The 18,201-nt window shown below is 70.6% G+C and carries 17 protein-coding genes; 13 read left to right on the top strand and 4 right to left on the bottom strand.

Annotation, left to right across the window (positions count from 1 at the left end; translation table 11 throughout):
• The first annotated feature begins 22 nt into the window (after positions 1-22).
• The 6 genes from coaD (at position 23) to mutM (ending at position 4,351) form a co-directional block, all read left to right on the top strand.
• Positions 23-502 (top strand): pantetheine-phosphate adenylyltransferase, encoded by a 480-nt coding sequence (gene coaD / locus GA0115233_RS22950; protein WP_093722163.1) that lies wholly within the window; start codon positions 23-25, stop codon positions 500-502.
• Between the two features lie 79 nt (positions 503-581).
• Positions 582-1,610 carry an ATP synthase F0 subunit B gene (locus GA0115233_RS22945; protein ID WP_093722162.1) on the top strand — a complete coding sequence of 343 codons (1,029 nt, stop codon included), beginning with the start codon at positions 582-584 and terminating at the stop codon, positions 1,608-1,610.
• A gap of 156 nt (positions 1,611-1,766) precedes the next feature.
• Positions 1,767-2,420: a YceD family protein gene (locus GA0115233_RS22940; RefSeq protein WP_093722161.1), complete on the top strand. Its 654-nt coding sequence runs from the start codon at positions 1,767-1,769 to the stop codon at positions 2,418-2,420.
• Positions 2,421-2,422: 2 nt separating this feature from the next.
• Positions 2,423-2,596, top strand: coding sequence for a 50S ribosomal protein L32 (gene rpmF, locus GA0115233_RS22935; protein WP_003951102.1), 174 nt, complete (start codon positions 2,423-2,425; stop codon positions 2,594-2,596).
• A 19-nt stretch (positions 2,597-2,615) separates the two neighbouring features.
• A complete protein-coding gene (gene rnc, locus GA0115233_RS22930; protein ID WP_093722160.1) occupies positions 2,616-3,410 on the top strand; it encodes a ribonuclease III in 795 nt (264 codons plus the stop codon).
• Between the two features lie 80 nt (positions 3,411-3,490).
• Positions 3,491-4,351 (top strand): bifunctional DNA-formamidopyrimidine glycosylase/DNA-(apurinic or apyrimidinic site) lyase, encoded by an 861-nt coding sequence (gene mutM, locus GA0115233_RS22925; RefSeq protein ID WP_093722159.1) that lies wholly within the window; start codon positions 3,491-3,493, stop codon positions 4,349-4,351.
• Here mutM and GA0115233_RS22920 read toward each other — a convergent pair.
• Positions 4,324-4,725: a winged helix-turn-helix transcriptional regulator gene (locus tag GA0115233_RS22920; RefSeq protein WP_093722158.1), complete on the bottom strand. Its 402-nt coding sequence runs from the start codon at positions 4,723-4,725 to the stop codon at positions 4,324-4,326. The two genes, mutM and GA0115233_RS22920, sit on opposite strands and share 28 nt — an antisense overlap.
• Before the next feature lie 109 nt (positions 4,726-4,834).
• On the opposite strand from GA0115233_RS22920, the gene GA0115233_RS22915 reads away from it, so the two are divergent.
• A complete protein-coding gene (locus tag GA0115233_RS22915) occupies positions 4,835-5,425 on the top strand; it encodes a flavodoxin family protein (protein ID WP_093722157.1) in 591 nt (196 codons plus the stop codon).
• A gap of 77 nt (positions 5,426-5,502) precedes the next feature.
• On the opposite strand, the gene GA0115233_RS22910 is transcribed toward GA0115233_RS22915, so the two are convergent.
• The gene (locus GA0115233_RS22910) at positions 5,503-6,624 is read right to left on the bottom strand and encodes a CAP domain-containing protein (RefSeq protein ID WP_093722156.1); all 1,122 of its coding nucleotides are present in this window, start codon (positions 6,622-6,624) and stop codon (positions 5,503-5,505) included.
• A 161-nt stretch (positions 6,625-6,785) separates the two neighbouring features.
• Here GA0115233_RS22910 and GA0115233_RS22905 point away from each other — a divergent pair, with 161 nt between their 5' ends.
• From GA0115233_RS22905 to GA0115233_RS22890, 4 genes are all read left to right on the top strand, one after another.
• Complete coding sequence (locus GA0115233_RS22905; protein WP_093722155.1) at positions 6,786-7,067, top strand: acylphosphatase; 282 nt, start codon at positions 6,786-6,788, stop codon at positions 7,065-7,067.
• Positions 7,068-7,445: 378 nt separating this feature from the next.
• A complete protein-coding gene (locus tag GA0115233_RS22900) occupies positions 7,446-7,649 on the top strand; it encodes a hypothetical protein (protein WP_058922942.1) in 204 nt (67 codons plus the stop codon).
• 213 nt (positions 7,650-7,862) lie between these two features.
• On the top strand, positions 7,863-11,414 hold the full coding sequence (gene smc / locus GA0115233_RS22895) for a chromosome segregation protein SMC (RefSeq protein WP_093722154.1): 3,552 nt from the start codon (positions 7,863-7,865) through the stop codon (positions 11,412-11,414).
• Between the two features lie 200 nt (positions 11,415-11,614).
• Positions 11,615-13,030: a sugar porter family MFS transporter gene (locus GA0115233_RS22890; protein ID WP_093722153.1), complete on the top strand. Its 1,416-nt coding sequence runs from the start codon at positions 11,615-11,617 to the stop codon at positions 13,028-13,030.
• Positions 13,031-13,146: 116 nt separating this feature from the next.
• Here GA0115233_RS22890 and GA0115233_RS22885 read toward each other — a convergent pair whose 3' ends face one another.
• Complete coding sequence (locus GA0115233_RS22885) at positions 13,147-14,115, bottom strand: LLM class flavin-dependent oxidoreductase (protein ID WP_093722152.1); 969 nt, start codon at positions 14,113-14,115, stop codon at positions 13,147-13,149.
• 105 nt (positions 14,116-14,220) lie between these two features.
• On the opposite strand from GA0115233_RS22885, the gene ftsY reads away from it, so the two are divergent.
• A complete protein-coding gene (gene ftsY / locus GA0115233_RS22880) occupies positions 14,221-15,432 on the top strand; it encodes a signal recognition particle-docking protein FtsY (RefSeq protein ID WP_093722151.1) in 1,212 nt (403 codons plus the stop codon).
• Between the two features lie 81 nt (positions 15,433-15,513).
• Here the strand turns inward: ftsY and GA0115233_RS22875 are convergent, their stop codons facing one another.
• Positions 15,514-16,170: a bifunctional DNA primase/polymerase gene (locus tag GA0115233_RS22875; protein ID WP_093722150.1), complete on the bottom strand. Its 657-nt coding sequence runs from the start codon at positions 16,168-16,170 to the stop codon at positions 15,514-15,516.
• Between the two features lie 457 nt (positions 16,171-16,627).
• On the opposite strand from GA0115233_RS22875, the gene GA0115233_RS22870 reads away from it, so the two are divergent.
• Entirely contained in the window at positions 16,628-18,109 is a 1,482-nt protein-coding gene (locus GA0115233_RS22870; RefSeq protein ID WP_093722149.1) for a transcriptional repressor NsdA, read from the top strand.
• Positions 18,110-18,201: the final 92 nt, after the last annotated feature.

The raw sequence follows: 18,201 nt of genomic DNA, 5'->3' as shown, positions 1-18,201 counted from the left end.
ACCGGAGAGCGAGGGAACTCAAGTGCGCCGCTGCGTTTGTCCCGGGTCGTTCGACCCGATCACCAACGGACACCTCGACATCATCTCCCGCGCCTCCAGGCTGTACGACGAGGTCTACGTCGCGGTGATGATCAACAAGGCCAAGAAGGGCCTGTTCGAGGTCGAGGAGCGCCTCGACCTGATCCGCGCGGTCACCGCCGAGTACGCCAACGTGCGCGTCGAGGCCTTCCACGGGCTCCTCGTCGACTTCTGCAAGCAGCGCGACATCCCCGCCATCGTCAAGGGCCTGCGCGCGGTCAGCGACTTCGACTACGAGCTGCAGATGGCCCAGATGAACAACGGCCTCTCGGGCGTCGAGACCCTCTTCGTGCCCACCAACCCCACCTACAGCTTCCTGTCCTCCTCGCTCGTCAAGGAGGTCGCGACCTGGGGCGGCGATGTCTCCCACCTCGTCCCGCCGCTCGTGCTGGACGCCCTGAACGAGCGGCTGCGCCAGGACTGACGGGGCTACAGCGGGGACAGAGGGGGCTACAGTCGTCCCGTCCGTCTCCGAAACAGCTGTAGAGAGTGGCGAGCACACGATGGACGTGCAGAAGAAGCTCGACGAGATCGTCGCGGCGGTCTCCAGTGCCCGGTCGATGCCGATGTCGGCCTCGTGCGTGGTCAACCGCGCCGAGCTGCTCTCGATGCTCGAAGAGGTCCGCCAGGCCCTGCCCGGCTCCCTCGCGCAGGCACAGGAGCTGATCGGCGACCGCGAGCAGATGGTCGAGCAGGCCCGTCAGGAGGCCGAGCGGATCATCCAGGGCGCGCACGCCGAGCGCGGCTCGCTGATCTCCGACACCGAGGTCGCCCGCCGCTCCCAGGCCGAGGCCGACCGGATCCTCGCCGAGGCCCGCAAGGAGGCCGAGGAGATCCGCGCGGAGGCCGACGACTACGTCGACTCCAAGCTCGCCAACTTCGAGGTGGTCCTCACCAAGACCCTCGGCTCCGTCGGCCGCGGCCGCGAGAAGCTGCTGGGCACCGGCCCCGGCCTCGACGAGCAGGGCTACGAGGACGAGGACGCCCCCGAGCGCAGCCACGACCCGGAGACCCTGCGCCGCAGCGCCGACGAATACGTCGACGTCAAGCTCGGCGCCTTCGAGGCGGTGCTCGCCAAGACCCTGGAGGCGGTCGGCCGCGGCCGGCAGAAGCTGCACGGCCGGATCGCCACCGACGACCTCGGCGCCCTCGCCGAGGACGGCACCACCGTCCAGCACTCCAGCGACGCCGACTATCTCGCCGACCTGGCCGCCCTCGCCGAACAGGACGCCGCGGCCCAGCCGGTCCAGCCGCAGCAGCCCGAGCAGCCCGCGTACGCCCCGCAGCAGCCCTCGTACGACACCTACGGCGGCTACCAGCAGCCCGCCTACGCCCAGCAGGACCCCTACGGCTACCAGCAGGCCGACCCCTACGCCTACCAGGGCTACGACGCCCAGCAGACGGCGTACGAGCCGCAGCAGCAGGTCCCGCAGCAGCAGCCCGGGTACGCCCTGGACGAGACCAGCCTCTTCGACACCAGCATGATCAGCGCGGAGCAGCTGCGCGCCTACGAGCAGGGGCGCGGTCAGTAGCCGCGTCAGGCGTCGCGGCCAGTAGGGGATCCACCGGATTGGGCTGTGAGCGAATGGTCCAGTATCCTGGCTCTTCGGTCGCGCGTACGTCCGCGATCAGCGCTGCCCGGGGACACCGGGGGCAGCGTCCCTGAGCTGAGAAGATCGAAAGCAGGAATGGCTCTGAACGCCCGCCTCGACCACCGCAACCCCCTCGTGTTCGACACACACGAGCTGGGTCGGCGTCCTGGCGCGCTCCAGCGCCTGAACCGCACGATCGACGCGCCCAAGGACCTCGGTCTGAAGGACGTCATCGAAGTGCCGGAAGGCGCTCCGGTGGAGCTCGAACTCCGCCTTGAGTCGGTCATGGAAGGGGTGCTTGTCACAGGCACCGCCCGTGCACAGGCCGAGGGGGAGTGCGTAAGGTGTCTGGAGCCGCTTCAGCTGGATGTCGAAGCGGACTTCCAGGAGATGTTCTCGTACCCCGAAGCCGACGAGCGGGGCCGCGCCAAGTCGCGGTCCGACGAAGACGCCGCCGACGACGAGGACGACGAGGACAGGCTCTTTGTCGAGGACGGCCTGTTCGACCTCGAACCCGTGCTGCGGGACGCGGTGGTGCTCGCACTGCCGATGCAGCCGGTGTGCCAGGAAGACTGCCCGGGACTGTGCGCCGAGTGCGGCGTGCGCCTCGCGGACGACCCGGACCACCACCATGACGCCGTCGACATCCGTTGGGCGGCACTGCAGGGACTCGCCGGTTCACTCGAAGACGGCGAGAAGGACGAGATGAGCGGCGCCGAACCGGGCGTCGACGAGAAGCAGGAGAAGTAGCCGTGGCTGTTCCGAAGCGGAAGATGTCGCGCAGCAACACGCGCCACCGCCGGTCGCAGTGGAAGGCTGCGGTCCCCACCCTGGTTGCGTGCGAGCGCTGCCACGAGCCCAAGCAGCAGCACATCGCGTGCCCGTCTTGCGGCACCTACAACAAGCGCCAGGTCCTCGAGGTCTGAGCGGCTGGTGAGAGGCACTGTGTCCACGCCGAAGAAGAACTCTGCGGAGAACACGGCCTCGTCCCACACGCTGTTGGAAGGGCGGCTCGGCTACCAGGTCGAGTCCGCCCTTCTGGTGCGTGCGCTGACGCACCGCTCGTACGCGTACGAGAACGGCGGTCTGCCGACCAATGAGCGCCTGGAGTTCCTCGGGGACTCCGTGCTCGGCCTCGTGGTCACGGACACGCTGTACCGCACCCACCCCGACCTGCCCGAGGGCCAACTGGCCAAGCTGCGGGCCGCGGTGGTCAACTCTCGTGCGCTTGCGGAGGTCGGCCGCGGGCTGGACCTGGGTTCCTTCATCCGGCTCGGCCGCGGTGAAGAGGGCACGGGCGGCCGGGACAAGGCGTCCATCCTCGCCGACACCCTGGAAGCGGTGATCGGCGCGGTCTATCTCGACCAGGGCCTGGACTCGGCGGCGGAGCTGGTGCACCGCCTGTTCGATCCCCTGATCGAGAAGTCCTCGAATCTCGGAGCCGGCCTGGACTGGAAGACCAGTCTCCAGGAGCTCACCGCGACCGAGGGGCTCGGTGTCCCCGAGTACCTGGTCACGGAGACCGGCCCCGACCACGAGAAGACCTTCACTGCTGCCGCCCGCGTCGGAGGCGTCTCGTACGGCACCGGCACCGGCCGCAGCAAGAAGGAGGCGGAGCAGCAGGCCGCCGAGTCCGCCTGGCGGTCCATCCGGGCCGCCGCGGACGAGCGCGCCAAGCAGGCGGCCGAAGCGGCGGAGAACGCCGCCGCGGACGCCGACGAGGCGTCCGCCTCCGCCTGAGCGAAACAGGCCCCGCCGAGCGCCCGTTCCCGTCCCGGGGCGGGCGCTCGGCTCGTGAACCGGTGTGTACGGGGGATGCGATGCCCGAGTTGCCCGAGGTCGAGGTCGTCCGGCGCGGACTGGAGCGCTGGGTCGCCCATCGCACCGTCGCCGACGCCGAGGTGCTGCACCCGCGCGCCGTGCGCCGGCACATCGCGGGCGCCGACGACTTCACGCACCGCCTCAAGGGGCACCGGTTCGGCGTGCCGAGCCGCCGCGGCAAGTACTTGTGGCTGCCGCTGGAGGACATGCACCAGTCGGTCCTGGCCCACCTCGGCATGAGCGGCCAGCTCCTGGTACAGCCGCACGAGGCACCGGCCGAGAAGCACCTGCGTATCCGCGTCCGCTTCGCCGACGCCCTCGGCACCGAACTCCGCTTCGTCGACCAACGCACCTTCGGCGGACTGTCGTTGCACGAGAACACCCCCGACGGACTGCCCGACGTCATCGCGCACATCGCCCGCGACCCGCTGGACCCGCTCTTCGACGACGAGGCGTTCCACCAGGCGCTGCGCCGCAAGCGGACCACCGTCAAACGGGCCCTGCTGAACCAGTCGTTGATCAGCGGCGTCGGCAACATCTACGCGGACGAGGCCCTTTGGCGCTCCCGCCTGCACTACGACCGCCCGACGGCGACCTTCACCCGCCCGCGCACCTTCGAACTCCTCGGCCACGTACGGGACGTGATGAACGCGGCCCTCGCGGTCGGCGGCACCAGCTTCGACAGCCTGTACGTCAACGTCAATGGCGAGTCGGGCTACTTCGACCGGTCCCTGGACGCGTACGGCCGTGAAGGGCTGCCCTGCAAGAGATGCGGCACGCCGATGCGGCGGCGCCCCTGGATGAACCGGTCGAGCTACTTCTGCCCGAAGTGTCAGAGGCCGCCGCGGGCCGCGTCGTAGCGCTCGCGGGCTTCCAGCACGTCGTCCATCCGGCCCTCCACGAAGTGGATGAGGCCGAGCAGCCGGGTGGCCACCTCGCGGCCCAGCGGCGTCAGTTCGTAGTCCACCCGCGGCGGGTTGGTCGGCTGCGCCTCGCGCAGCACCAGCCCGTCGCGCTCCAGCGCGTGCAGTGTCTGGGACAGCATCTTCTCGCTCACGCCGTCCACGCGCCGGCGCAGCTCGTTGAAGCGCAGCGATCCGTCGCTCAGCGCGCCGAGGGTGAGCGCGCCCCAGCGGCCGGTGACGTGCTCCAGCGTGCCGCGCGAGGGGCAGGCCTTCGCGAACACGTTGTACGGCAGCTCCTGCTCCGCCGTGCGCTCCTGTGCGGTGTCCATACCAAAAAGCGTACTCGACCACAGCGCTAACCCGTAGGTTGCACTAACTTCTGGTTAGTGCTTTCATTTCCACACCATCATTGACCTGCCGACTCCAGGAGTACGCCCCGTGACCACCCCCGTCGTCTCCATCGCCTACCACTCCGGCTACGGCCACACCGCCGTCCTCGCCGAGGCCGTCCGCGCCGGTGCCGCCCAGGCCGGTGCCGAGGTGAAGCTGATCAACGTCGCCGAGATCACCGACGAGGAGTGGGCCGTGCTCGACGGCTCCGACGCCATCGTCTTCGGCTCGCCCACCTACATGGGCACCGCCTCCGGCCCCTTCCACGTCTTCGCCGAGGCCAGCTCCAAGCGCTGGTTCGGCCAGGACTGGAAGGACAAGCTGGCGGCCGGCTTCACCAACTCCGGCTCCAAGAGCGGCGACAAGCTGCACACGCTGCAGTTCTTCCAGATCCTCGCCGCGCAGCACGGCATGCACTGGATCAACCTCGGCCTGCACCCCGGCTGGAACAACAGCGAGGGCTCCGAGCACGACCTCAACCGCCTCGGCGTCTTCGCCGGCGCGGCGGCCCAGACCAACGTCGACCAGGGCCCCGACGCCGTCCACAAGGCCGACATCGCCACCGCGGAACACCTCGGCCGCCGCGTCGCGGAGGCGGCCCGCGCCTTCGTAACGGGCCGGACGTCGGTGGCGGCGTAAGCCCTACGCAGGGCACACGCACAAGGGCTCCCCGTCCGACAGCCGGACGGGGAGCCCTTGTGCGTGGTTATGTGTCTCTAGTACCCGAAGTTCTGCGTCCACCAAGGCCCGCCGGGGGCCATGTGGACGCCCACGCCCAGGGTCTTGAAGTCGCAGTTCAGGATGTTGGCCTTGTGGCCGGGGCTGTTCATCCAGGCTTCCATGACCGCGGCGGCGTCGGCCTGGCCGCGGGCTATGTTCTCGCCGCCCAGGGTGGTGATGCCGGCCTCGGCCGCGCGGTCCCAGGGGCTCTCGCCGTCGGGGTTGGTGTGGTCGAAGAAGCCGCGGGCCGCCATGTCCTCGCTGAAGGCGGAGGCCAGGTCGGACAGGGCGCTGTTGGCGGCCACGGGGCTGCAGCCGACCTTCGCGCGCTCCTCGTTGACCAGCTGGAGCACCTCGGCCGCGGCGGCTGCCTCCTCCGAGAGGGTCACCGGTGCGCTGGGCTTCTTCTCCGGTGCCTTGGTCTCGGGCTTGGAGGGGGTCGTCTTCGGCTTCTTGCTCGGCGTGGTCTTCGGCTTCTTCTTCTCCGGGGCCTTGGTCGGCGCGGCCGAGGAGGTCGACGGCGACGGGGACGCGGCGGGCGAGGCGTCCCGCTCCTGGTCCCGGCTGGCCGGGGTGCTGTCGTCGCGGCTCTCCGCGCTGCCGGAGGTGCCGCCCTGCTCGCTCGGCGAGCTGGTCGGCGAGTCGGCGGTGCGCACCTTGTCGCTGCTGCCGCCGCCCCCGAGCGTGTAGGTGTCCCCGCCGGGCAGCACGCCCGTGGCGACCGCGACGGTACCGATGGCCACCGCCGCCGAGACCCCGAGCAGCCCGGTACGCACCGGAGTCGCGGCCTTCTTCTTCTTGCGGTGCCCCCGCGCCCGCCCGTCACCGTCGGCGGGGTAGAGACCCTCGCTCGCGAAGACGGTGGTCTCCGGTTCCCACGTGTAGTCCTCGGCGCCTCCGAAGCCCTGACCGCCCTCGGAGGAGAAGAGGTAGGCCTCCGTCTGCGCGTAGGCACCGGCGTACGCGTCCTGGTGCAGATAGGGGGCTATGCCCACCGTCTCGTCCGAGTACGGGGCCAGCGGGTCGTGGCTCCACTGGGCGGAACCGTCGGTATGACTGACCCCCGTGGCGCGGCCTGTGGCGGCGCGGCCGGCGGCGGAGCGTCGGTGGCGTCCCATGTCCTGGCCTTCCCTCGTCCGTGCGGTCGACTCGTCCTCTGGCGATCAACCAACTCACTCGATCGAGTGAGTTTCATATGAGATTCATTGGGTGGGGACGGTACCGCATGGCGCCGGATGCGGAAGTGCCCAGTGGGACTTTGGGCGGTTAGGTTGCATCCATGAGCGAGGATGTTCGGCTGGTTGCCTGGGTGCGCGGACGTGTCCAAGGTGTGGGTTTCCGCTGGTTCACACGCGCCAAGGCGCTGGAGATCGGCGGCCTGAGTGGTTTTGCTCTCAATCTGGACGACGGACGCGTCCAAGTGGTCGCCGAGGGGCCCCGCTCCGGTTGCGAAAGTCTGCTGGAGTGGCTCCAGGGTGACGACACGCCCGGGCGCGTGGACGGTGTCACAGAGATATGGGACACACCCCGCGGCGGCTACGACGGCTTCGCCATCCGGTGATCCGGGGGCGCCGGCCGGCCCAGCCGCGCCCGCGGACCATGCCGGTGGAACCTGCCCGAAACAGAAAGGTCCAGGTGGTTGCCGAGAAACGCTTGCGCTGGCATGCTCCGCACGCAAGGATGATCGCCACGCCCTCAGGGCCCCGCAGGAGTCGCAGCGCCGCCGAACAGGCCGCGCGCCCCCGGTGCGCCCGTCAATACGGGGCGTGATCGTGTTGACCGTCAAACTTTTTGGTGAGACGCTGAAAGCCCCGCGCACCTTAGCTGTTTGGCATGTAAGAACGGCAGCAAGAACTCAAGAGTGCCAAGCACCGTGGGTGCGAATCCCTCACGACCCACACCGCTTCGGTCGGTCACTCATTGTGGAGGACCATCCATCATGGCAAAGGCGCTTCTCGGTTACGTCGGCGGCTCTGACCCGCGACTCCTCGCCGAGATGCGACGGCTCCAGCAGCGCGTACAGGACCTGGAATCCGAGCTCGTACGGATCCAGGCGGAGAACGACGCGCTGACGGCTGCCGCTTCTCACGACAGGATCATGGAGAGCATCGACGCACACCAGGCGGAGCCTGCGCTCACCTGATCGCTGCACTGCTCCACGACAGCACACACGGCGGTCGGGCTGCCCGTATCAACCGCTAAGTTGTCAGAAACTGCAAGGGACGCCTCGGCGTCCCTTCTTTCTTTCCCCCACGCATCCTTTCAGTCTCTTCAACGTTTGGTGTGCCCTGCATGTTCAAGGGTGAAACCGCGCGTTCATGGAGTGAGACATCCCCGCCAGGTAGAGTCCAGCGGCGTGCACCTCAAGGCCCTGACTCTCCGCGGGTTCAAGTCGTTCGCCTCGGCGACCACACTCCGGTTCGAACCGGGCATTACGTGTGTCGTCGGACCGAACGGTTCGGGCAAGTCCAACGTCGTTGACGCGCTCAGCTGGGTCATGGGCGAGCAGGGCGCCAAGTCCCTGCGCGGCGGCAAGATGGAGGACGTCATCTTCGCCGGCACCACCGGCCGCCCGCCGCTCGGCCGCGCCGAGGTGTCGCTGACCATCGACAACTCCGACGGGGCGCTGCCCATCGAGTACTCCGAGGTCACCATCACGCGGATCATGTTCCGCAACGGCGGCAGCGAGTACCAGATCAACGGTGACACGTGCCGCCTGCTCGACATCCAGGAGCTGCTCTCCGACTCCGGTATCGGCCGCGAGATGCACGTCATCGTCGGCCAGGGCCAGCTCGACTCCGTGCTGCACGCCGACCCCATGGGCCGCCGCGCCTTCATCGAGGAGGCCGCCGGCGTCCTCAAGCACAGGAAGCGCAAGGAAAAGGCGCTGCGCAAGCTCGACGCGATGCAGGCCAACCTCGCCCGCGTGCAGGACCTCACCGACGAACTGCGCCGCCAGCTCAAGCCGCTCGGCCGCCAGGCCGCCGTCGCCCGCCGCGCCGCCGTCATCCAGGCCGACCTGCGCGACGCCCGTCTGCGCCTGCTCGCCGACGACCTCGTACGGCTGCGCGAGGCCCTGCAGGCGGAGGTCGCCGACGAGGCCGCGCTGAAGGAGCGCAAGGAAGCCGCCGAACAGGAGCTGAAGAAGGCCCTCCAGCGCGAGGCGCTTCTGGAGGACGAGGTAAGGCAGCTCACCCCGCGCCTCCAGCGCGCCCAGCAGACCTGGTACGAGCTGTCCCAGCTCGCCGAGCGGGTCCGCGGCACCATTTCCCTCGCCGACGCCCGCGTCAAGAGCGCCACCTCCGCCCCGCCCGAGGAGCGGCGCGGTCGCGACCCCGAGGACATGGAGCGCGAGGCCGCCCGCATCCGCGAGCAGGAGGCCGAACTGGAGGCGGCCCTGGAGGCGGCCCAGCGCGCCCTGGAGGAGACCGTCGCCCACCGCGCCGAACTGGAGCGCGAACTCGCCCTGGAGGAGCGGCGCCTGAAGGACGCCGCCCGCGCCATCGCCGACCGCCGTGAGGGCCTGGCCCGGCTGAACGGACAGGTCAACGCCGCCCGTTCGCGCGCCGCCGCCGCCCAGGCCGAGATCGACCGGCTTGCCGCCGCCCGCGACGAGGCCCAGGAACGGGCGGTCGCCGCCCAGGAGGAGTACGAGGCACTCAAGGCCGAGGTCGACGGCCTCGACGCGGACGACTCGGAACTCGCCGCACAGCACGAGGCCGCCAAGACCGCCCTCGCCGAGGCGGAGACGGCCCTCGCGTCGGCCCGTGAGGCGGCCACCGCGGTGGAGCGGGCCCGCGCCGCCACCCAGGCCCGCCACGAGGCCCTCGCCCTCGGCCTGCGCCGCAAGGACGGCACCGGGGCGCTGCTGGGCGCCCGCGACCGCCTGACCGGCCTGCTCGGCCCGGCCGCGGAACTGCTCACCATCACCCCGGGCTACGAGGTCCCGCTGGCCTGCGCCCTCGGCGCCGCGGCCGACGCCCTCGCGGCCACGACACCGTCCGCTGCGGCCGACGCGATCCGCCTGCTGCGCAAACAGGACGCGGGCCGCGCCTCCCTGCTGCTCACCGGGGCACCGGAACCGGCGGGGGACCCCACCGACGCGCCTGCCCCCCGCGCCGCCGACTTCGTGCGCGGCCCCGCCGAACTGATGCCGGCCGTACGGCGCCTGCTCGCCGGAATCGTCGTCGTCGGCACCCTGGAGGACGCCGAGGACCTGGTCTACGCCCACCCCCACCTCACCGCGGTCACCGCCGAAGGGGACCTCCTGGGCGCCCACTTCGCGCAAGGAGGCTCCGCCGGGGCGCCCAGCCTGCTGGAGGTGCAGGCCTCCGTGGACGAGGCCGCCGCCGAGCTGGAGGAGCTGGCGGTCCGCTGCGAGGAGCTGGCCGAGGCGCAGCGCGCCGCCCAGGAGCGCCGCAAGGAATGCGCCGCCCGCGTCGAGGAGCTGGCGGAGCGGCGTCGCGCCGCCGACCGGGAGAAGTCGGCCGTGGCCCAGCAGCTCGGCCGGCTCGCCGGGCAGGCACGGGGCGCGGCCGGAGAGGCGGAGCGTTCCGTGGCCGCCGCCGCGCGGGCGCAGGAGGCGCTGGACAAAGCGCTCGAAGAGGTGGAGATCCTCGCCGAACGGCTCGCGGTGGCCGAGGAGATGCCCGTCGAAGAGGAGCCCGACACCTCCGTGCGGGACCGGCTGAACGCCGATGGCGCCAACGCCCGGCAGACCGAGATGGAGGCCCGCCTCCAGGTCCGTACGCACGAGGAACGCGTCAAGGGGCTGGCCGGACGCGCCGACTCCCTGGACCGGGCCGCCCGCGCGGAACGCGAGGCACGCGCGCGTGCCGAGCAGCGGCGGGCGCGGCTGCGGCACGAGGCCGCGGTCGCCGAAGCTGTCGCCTCGGGCGCCCGGCAACTTCTCGCGCACGTCGAGGTCTCCCTCGCGCGGGCCGCCGAGGAGCGCACCGCCGCCGAGGCGGCCAAGGCCAGGCGGGAGCAGGAGCTGGCCGCGGCCCGCACCACCGGCCGGGACCTGAAGGCCGAGCTGGACAAGCTCACCGACTCCGTGCACCGCGGCGAGGTGCTGGGTGCCGAGAAGCGGCTGCGGATCGAGCAGCTGGAGACCAAGGCACTGGAGGAGCTGGGCGTCGAACCGGCCGGGCTGGTCGAGGAGTACGGCCCCCACCAGCTCGTACCGCCCTCCCCGCCCGCCGAGGGCGAGGAGCTGCCCGAGGACCCCGAGCACCCGCGCAACAAGCCCCGGCCGTTCGTGCGCGCCGAGCAGGAGAAGCGGCTGAGGGCCGCCGAGCGGGCCTACCAGCAGCTCGGCAAGGTCAACCCGCTGGCGCTGGAGGAGTTCGCCGCGCTGGAGGAGCGCCACCAGTTCCTCAGCGAGCAGCTTGAGGACCTGAAGAAGACCCGCGCCGATCTGCTCCAGGTCGTCAAGGAGGTCGACGAGCGGGTCGAGCAGGTCTTCACCGAGGCCTACCGGGACACCGCCCGGGAGTTCGAGGGCGTCTTCAGCAGGCTGTTCCCCGGCGGTGAGGGCCGCCTGGTGCTGACCGACCCCGACAACATGCTGACCACCGGCGTGGACGTGGAGGCGCGTCCGCCGGGCAAGAAGGTCAAGCGGCTGAGCCTGCTCTCCGGCGGCGAGCGGTCACTGACCGCCGTCGCCATGCTGGTGTCGATCTTCAAGGCCCGGCCCAGCCCGTTCTACGTCATGGACGAGGTCGAGGCGGCCCTCGACGACACCAACCTCCAGCGGCTGATCCGCATCATGCAGGAGCTCCAGGAGGCCTCCCAGCTGATCGTGATCACCCATCAGAAGCGCACCATGGAGGTCGCCGACGCACTGTACGGCGTCTCCATGCAGGGCGACGGTGTGTCCAAGGTCATCTCACAGCGTCTTCGCTGATTCCCCCTACATTCAAGTCCTGAACACAAGCGGACTTCGCCTGCCCTGTATCTCACACCGGACTCCCTATTGACTTCGGAACTTGAAGGCATAGGGTCTGCAACGTTGCTTTTACCTTCAGGTGGTGGCGCGCAGTCGTCCGGCCACAGGAAGGGCTACCCCCCATCCGGCGATGCTGCCGGTGGCCCGAGGAGTACTACGTGACCAGCACTGCGCAGGCAGCCCAGTCAGGCGCCAAGGCGACACACCCCGAACATCTCGGGCACGTCGTCTTCATCACGGCCGCTGCCGCCCTCGGCGGATTCCTGTTCGGCTACGACAGCTCCGTCATCAACGGCGCCAACGGCGGCATCCAGGACCGGTTCGACCTCAGCTCCGGTGCCACCGGCACGGTCGCCGCCTGCGCCCTGCTCGGCAGCGCGGTCGGCGCGGCCGTCGCCGGCCGGATCGCGGACCGCATCGGACGTATCCGGGTCATGCAGATCGCGGCGGTGCTGTTCGCCGTCTCGGCCGTCGGCTCCGGGCTTCCGTTCAGCGCCTGGGACCTGGCCGCCTGGCGCGTCCTGGGCGGCATAGCCATCGGTATGGCCTCCGTCATCGGCCCCGCCTACATCGCCGAGGTCGCCCCGCCCGCCTACCGCGGCCGGCTCGCCTCCTTCCAGCAGGCCGCCATCGTCATCGGCATCGCCGTCTCCCAGCTGGTCAACTGGGCCATCCTGAACATGGCCGACGGCGACGAGCGCGGCACGGTCGCGGGGCTTGAGTCCTGGCAGTGGATGCTCGGCGTGATGATCGTCCCGGCCCTGGTCTACGGCCTGCTGTCGTTCGCCATCCCCGAGTCGCCGCGCTTCCTGATCAGCGTCGGCCGGGTCGACGAGGCCAAGAAGGTGCTCGCCGACGTCGAGGGCGACATCGACCTCGACGCCCGTGTCGCCGAGATCGACAACGCCGTGCGCGGTGACCACAAGTCGACCTTCCGGGACCTGCTGGGCGGCCGGTTCGGTCTGCTGCCGATCGTCTGGATCGGTATCGGGCTCTCCGTCTTCCAGCAGCTGGTCGGCATCAACGTCATCTTCTACTACTCGAACCTGCTCTGGCAGTCCGTCGGCGTCGACCCGTCGAGCTCGTTCTTCTACTCGTTCGAGACCTCGATCATCAACATCATCGGCACCGTGATCGCGATGATCTTCGTCGACCGGATCGGCCGCAAGCCGCTCGCCCTGATCGGCTCCGTCGGCATGGGCGTCTCGCTCGCGGTCGCCGCCTGGGCCTTCTCCTACCAGAGCGGCAACGACCCGCTGCCCACCCTCCAGGGCGCCACGGCGCTGATCGCCGCCAACGCCTTCGTCCTCTTCTTCGCCCTGTCCTGGGGCGTGGTGGTCTGGGTCATGCTCGGCGAGGTCTTCCCGAACAAGATCCGCGCCGCCGCCCTCGGTGTCGCTGCCTCGGCCCAGTGGATCGCCAACTGGGTCATCACGATCACGTTCCCGGACCTGGCGGAGTGGAACCTGTCGCTCACCTACGTCATGTACGCGGTGTTCGCCTTCCTCTCCATCCCCTTCATCCTCAAGTTCGTGCCCGAGACCAAGGGCAAGAAGCTGGAGGACATGGGCTGAGTCCCGCACGGCTCCCCACGAGCCCGAGGGGACTCCCCACAAGCCCGAGGAGAAGGGCCAAGTCCCCGCTGCCCCTCTCCTCGTCCCTTTGGGGACGCGTACTGCCCCGGTTCAGGTCAGGTGAGCCGGGGCAGTACGTCTTCGCAGAACAGCCTGAGGCTGCGCCACCCCTCATTCTCGGGCATGCCGCCGGCGAGCGGATGCAGGACCAGGTTGTCCAGGCCCAGCGCCACGCATTCGTCCGGCGTCACGATCCGGTACACGCCCTCCGCGCGCAGCTCCTCCACCGTGGTCGCCGCCGACCGGACGGCCGAGCGGATGTCCCCGGACTGCCAGGAGGCGTACGTGCGCGCCTCGTGCAGGAAGTGCCCGCCGTACTCGGCCCACGCCCGGTCCGGGTCCTCGGTGACGTGCAGCAGCGGCGTCTCGGCGGCCGGCATCATCGTCCAGCCCTCGGTGCCGTACTCGGTCAGCCGTTCCTTGTAGTACGCCTCCAGCTGAGGCAGGTGCGCGCTCGGGAAGAACGGCAGGCCGAGCCGGGCGGCCCGGCGTGCGGCGGCCTTGGAGGAGCCGCCGACCAGCAGCAGCGGGTGCGGCTCGGTGAACGGGCGCGGAGTGATACGTACCGTACGGCCCCGGTACTCGAACGGCTCACCGGTCCACGCCTTCAGCAGGGTCTCCAGCAGCTCGTCCTGGAGCCTGCCGCGCCGCTTCCAGTCCACGTCGAACAGGGCGTACTCCTCGGGGCGGTACCCGATCCCGGCCACCGTCACCAGACGGCCGCCGCTGATCAGGTCCAGTACGGCGACCTCCTCGGCCAGCCGCAGCGGGTCGTGCAGCGGGCCGATCACCGCCGACACCGTGACCGCGATCCGCTCGGTGGCGCCGAAGACCGCCGCCGCGAAGGCGAACGGGGACGGCAGCCAGTTGTTGTCGACGCCGTGGTGCTCCTCCGTCTGGACCGTGGTCACGCCGTGCTCGTCGGCGTACGCGGCCATCTCCAGGGCGGCCCTGTAGCGCGCGGACAGCTCGGCGGGGGTCGCGCCGGGCGCGACGAGGTTGAAGCGGACGACCGTGACGGGCATGGGGGTCCCCCTTCACCGGGCGGGTGTGGGGGAGGACGTTAGCTGACGGTGTGTCAGACATCCAGAGCGGTGTCGTCGTACTCCATGGCTGATACTGGACCCGTTATGGACATCGTCATCCTTGCTGTAGTCATCGCCGTGGTCGTGCTCGGCGCGCTCGGCGGGCTCGTCGTCGGCAGCCGGCGCAAGAAGCAGCTGCCCCCGCCGCCCCCCGCAGCCCCCGACATCACCGCCCCTCCGGCCGAGCCGCACGTCGGCGACGAGGCCGAGACGCCGCGCGACGAGCCGCGCCGGACGATAGAGGAGGTGGACCTACCCGACGGCTCGACCGGGGTCGCCGTCGAGGAACCACCGGTCGTCGAGGAGCTCCCGCCGACCGAGATCGAGGTCCCCGAGCCCACCGCGGGCCGCCTGGTGCGGCTGCGCGCCCGGCTCTCCCGCTCCCAGAACGCACTCGGCAAGGGTCTGCTCACGCTGCTCTCGCGCGAGCACCTGGACGAGGACACCTGGGAGGAGATCGAGGACACCCTGCTCACCGCCGACGTCGGTGTGCAGCCCACCCAGGAGCTGGTCGACGGCCTGCGCGAGCGGGTGAAGGTGCTCGGCACCCGCACCCCCGTGGAGCTGCGCGGCCTGCTGCGAGAGGAGCTGCTCAAGCTGGTCGGCACCGACATGGACCGCACCGTGCGGACCGAGCCGGAGGACCGCAAGCCCGGCATCGTGATGGTCGTCGGGGTCAACGGCACCGGCAAGACCACCACCACCGGCAAGCTCGCCCGGGTGCTGGTCGCCGACGGCAACAGCGTCGTCCTCGGTGCCGCCGACACCTTCCGTGCCGCCGCCGCCGACCAGCTCCAGACCTGGGGCGAGCGGGTCGGCGCCCACACCGTGCGCGGCCCCGAGGGCGGCGACCCGGCCTCCGTCGCGTTCGACGCGGTCAAGGAGGGCAAGGAGCTGGGCTCCGACGTCGTCCTCATCGACACCGCCGGGCGGCTGCACACCAAGACCGGCCTCATGGACGAGCTGGGCAAGGTCAAGCGGGTCGTGGAGAAGCACGCGCCGCTGGACGAGGTGCTGCTCGTGCTGGACGCCACGACCGGACAGAACGGTCTGGTGCAGGCGCGGGTCTTCGCCGAGGTCGTGGACATCACCGGCATCGTGCTGACCAAGCTGGACGGCACCGCCAAGGGCGGCATCGTGATCGCCGTCCAGCGCGAGCTGGGCGTGCCGGTCAAGCTGGTCGGCCTGGGCGAGGGCGCGGACGACCTGGCCCCGTTCGAGCCGGAGGCGTTCGTTGACGCCCTTATCGGGGAGTGACACCCGCATACCCATCCGTGCGAAGCGCCCGCCTCCCGGTCCGACCGGGGGGCGGGCGCTTCGTCGTACGTACGGGAAACGCTATGCGCGCGAGCGGTGCGCCACGTACGCCAGCGTGCCGAGCAGCAGGCGGGCCGCCGGGGGTTTCGTAGCCGAGTCCAGGTCGGGGGAGCGCAGCCAGCGCACCGGGCCGAGGCCGCCGCGGTCGGACGGCGGGGCGGTGATGTGGTCGCCGGGGCCCAGGCCCCGCAGGCTCAGGGAGGCCGGGTCGTCCCAGCCCATGCGGTAGAGCAGCTCGGGGAGTTCGGCGGCGGCGCCGGGGGCGACGAAGAAGTGCGCGTGGCCGTCGGGGGTGGCGGTGACCGGGCCGACCGGCAGGCCCATCCGCTCCAGCCGGGCCAGCGCGCGGCGCCCGGCCGGTTCGGCGACCTCGATCACGTCGAACGCGCCGCCGACCGGCAGCATCACCGCGGCGCCCGGGAACTCCGCCCAGGCGCGGGTCACTTCGTCGAGGGTGGCGCCCGCCGGGACCACGGGGGCGAAGTCCAGGGGGTGGGCGCCCGGGGTGCGGCAGTCCGCGCGGCCGCAGGAGCAGGAGCCCGCCGCCGCACGCGCGCCCGGCACCACGTCCCAGCCCCACAGACCGGTGAACTCGGCGACGGCGGTGCACTCCGACGAACGGCCGCGTCGGCGCGTGCCGGAGCGGATGTCGCGGATGCCGGCGATCGTGAAGCCCATGCCCCCTCCAACGGGCCCGGCGCGCCGGTGGTTACGACGCGGATGCGGAACGTGACCCTCTGTGTTCACCCTGCGCTCTTCCGGGCCCGCCTCCACGCATTCCAGGCGGCGCTCGGAAGCATCCCGGGTCGTGCGCCCGACGGTGCGCGCCCCTGGGTGCATCGCTCCGCCCACTCCCGGTCTGTCTATGTCAAGTGAATCGTGCGGAGCCGTCCGTGAGTTCATTCGAAGGGGTGGCGAATGGTGGCGTTTCCGCGAACGCCATGGCTGGACGGGTGATCGTAGGATTACTTTGAGTGCACGACTCCCGGGGGCACATGCACTCGTGGGTATGCCGGAGGCAACTCGGCTTTCCGTTCGAAGGGTGAGAACTCCCGGACGGGCGGCCGTATTTACCGGCATTCTGATAGGGCTTGGCGCACTCGGTGACAAGTGGTCCAAGGGATGGGGGCTTCCAGTGAGCGGCACCAGCGGAAGCGGCACGAACGCTACGAACGCTGACAAACGCCCGAACGAACTGCTCACGTCCTGGTTCGTGCGCAGCGGCTGGTCGAAGGGCGAACTCGCCCGCCAAGTCAACCGCCGGGCCCGTCAGTTGGGTGCCAACCACATCTCCACCGACACCTCGCGGGTCCGCCGCTGGCTGGACGGCGAGAACCCGCGCGAGCCGATCCCGCGGATCCTGTCCGAGCTGTTCTCCGAGCGGTTCGGCTGTGTCGTCTCCGTCGAGGACCTCGGCCTGCGCGCCGCCCGTCAGTCACCCTCGGTGTCCGGCGTGGACCTTCCCTGGACGGGCCCGCAGACCGTGGCCCTGCTCAGCGAGTTCTCGCGCAGCGACCTGATGCTGGCGCGGCGCGGCTTCCTCGGGACCTCGCTGGGCCTGTCCGCGGGCCCGTCCCTCATCGAACCCATGCAGCGCTGGCTGGTCCCGGCCCCGTCCGCCCCCCGCAGCGAACCCGAGCCCCCCGCCCCGCTCCGCCGCGGCCGGCTCTCCAAGCCCGAGCTGGACCTGCTGGAGTCCACCACGGTGATGTTCCGCCAGTGGGACGCCCAGTGCGGCGGCGGCCTGCGCCGCAAGGCGGTCGTCGGCCAGCTCCACGAGGTCACCGACCTGCTCCAGGAACCCCACCCCGAGACCACCTCCCGCAAACTCTTCAAGGTCGCCGCCGAACTCGCCGAACTGGCCGGCTGGATGTCCTACGACGTCGGCCTCCAGCCCACCGCCCAGAAGTGCTTCGTCCTGGCGCTGCACGCCGCCAAGGAGGCCGGCGACCGCCCCCTCGGCTCCTACGTGCTGTCCAGCATGAGCCGCCAGATGATTCACCTCGGCCGCCCCGACGACGCCCTGGAACTGATCCACCTCGCCCAGTACGGCAGCCGCGACTGCGCGAGCCCGCGCACCCAGGCCATGCTGTATGCGATGGAGGCCCGCGCCTACGCCAACATGGGCCAGCCCGGCAAGTGCAAGCGCGCGGTGCGCATGGCCGAGGACACCTTCACCGAGGCCGGGGAGTGGGACGAGCCCGACCCCGACTGGATCCGCTTCTTCTCCGAGGCCGAGCTGTACGCAGAGAACTCCCACTCCTACCGCGACCTCGCCTATGTCGCGGGCCGCAGCCCCAGCTACGCCTCCCTGGCCGAACCGCTGATGACCAAGGCCGTCGACCTCTTCGCCCAGGACGGCGAGCACCAGCGCTCCTACGCCCTCAACCTCATCGGCATGGCCACCGTCCACCTCCTCCAGCGCGAGCCGGAGCGCAGCGCGGCGTACGCCACCGACGCCATGCGGATCGCCAAGAAGGTCCGCTCCGAGCGCGTCAACACCCGTATCCGCAAAACGGTCGACACGGCCGTACGCGATTTCGGTGACGTCCACGAGATCGTCGACCTCACCGACCGGCTCGCCGTGGAGCTCCCGGAGACCGCGGAAGCCGTCTGATCACCCCATGAACCCCGGCCGCGGCCGGCCCTCCCGAACTGCCCGACTCGGCTCCCCCATGCCAGGTCATCGGAAGGCCGCCCGCGGCCGGT

Source organism: Streptomyces sp. DI166 (assembly GCF_900091315.1).
GTDB classification, from domain to species: domain Bacteria; phylum Actinomycetota; class Actinomycetes; order Streptomycetales; family Streptomycetaceae; genus Streptomyces; species Streptomyces fuscus.
This window is presented reverse-complemented; position numbering and strand designations above follow the sequence as displayed.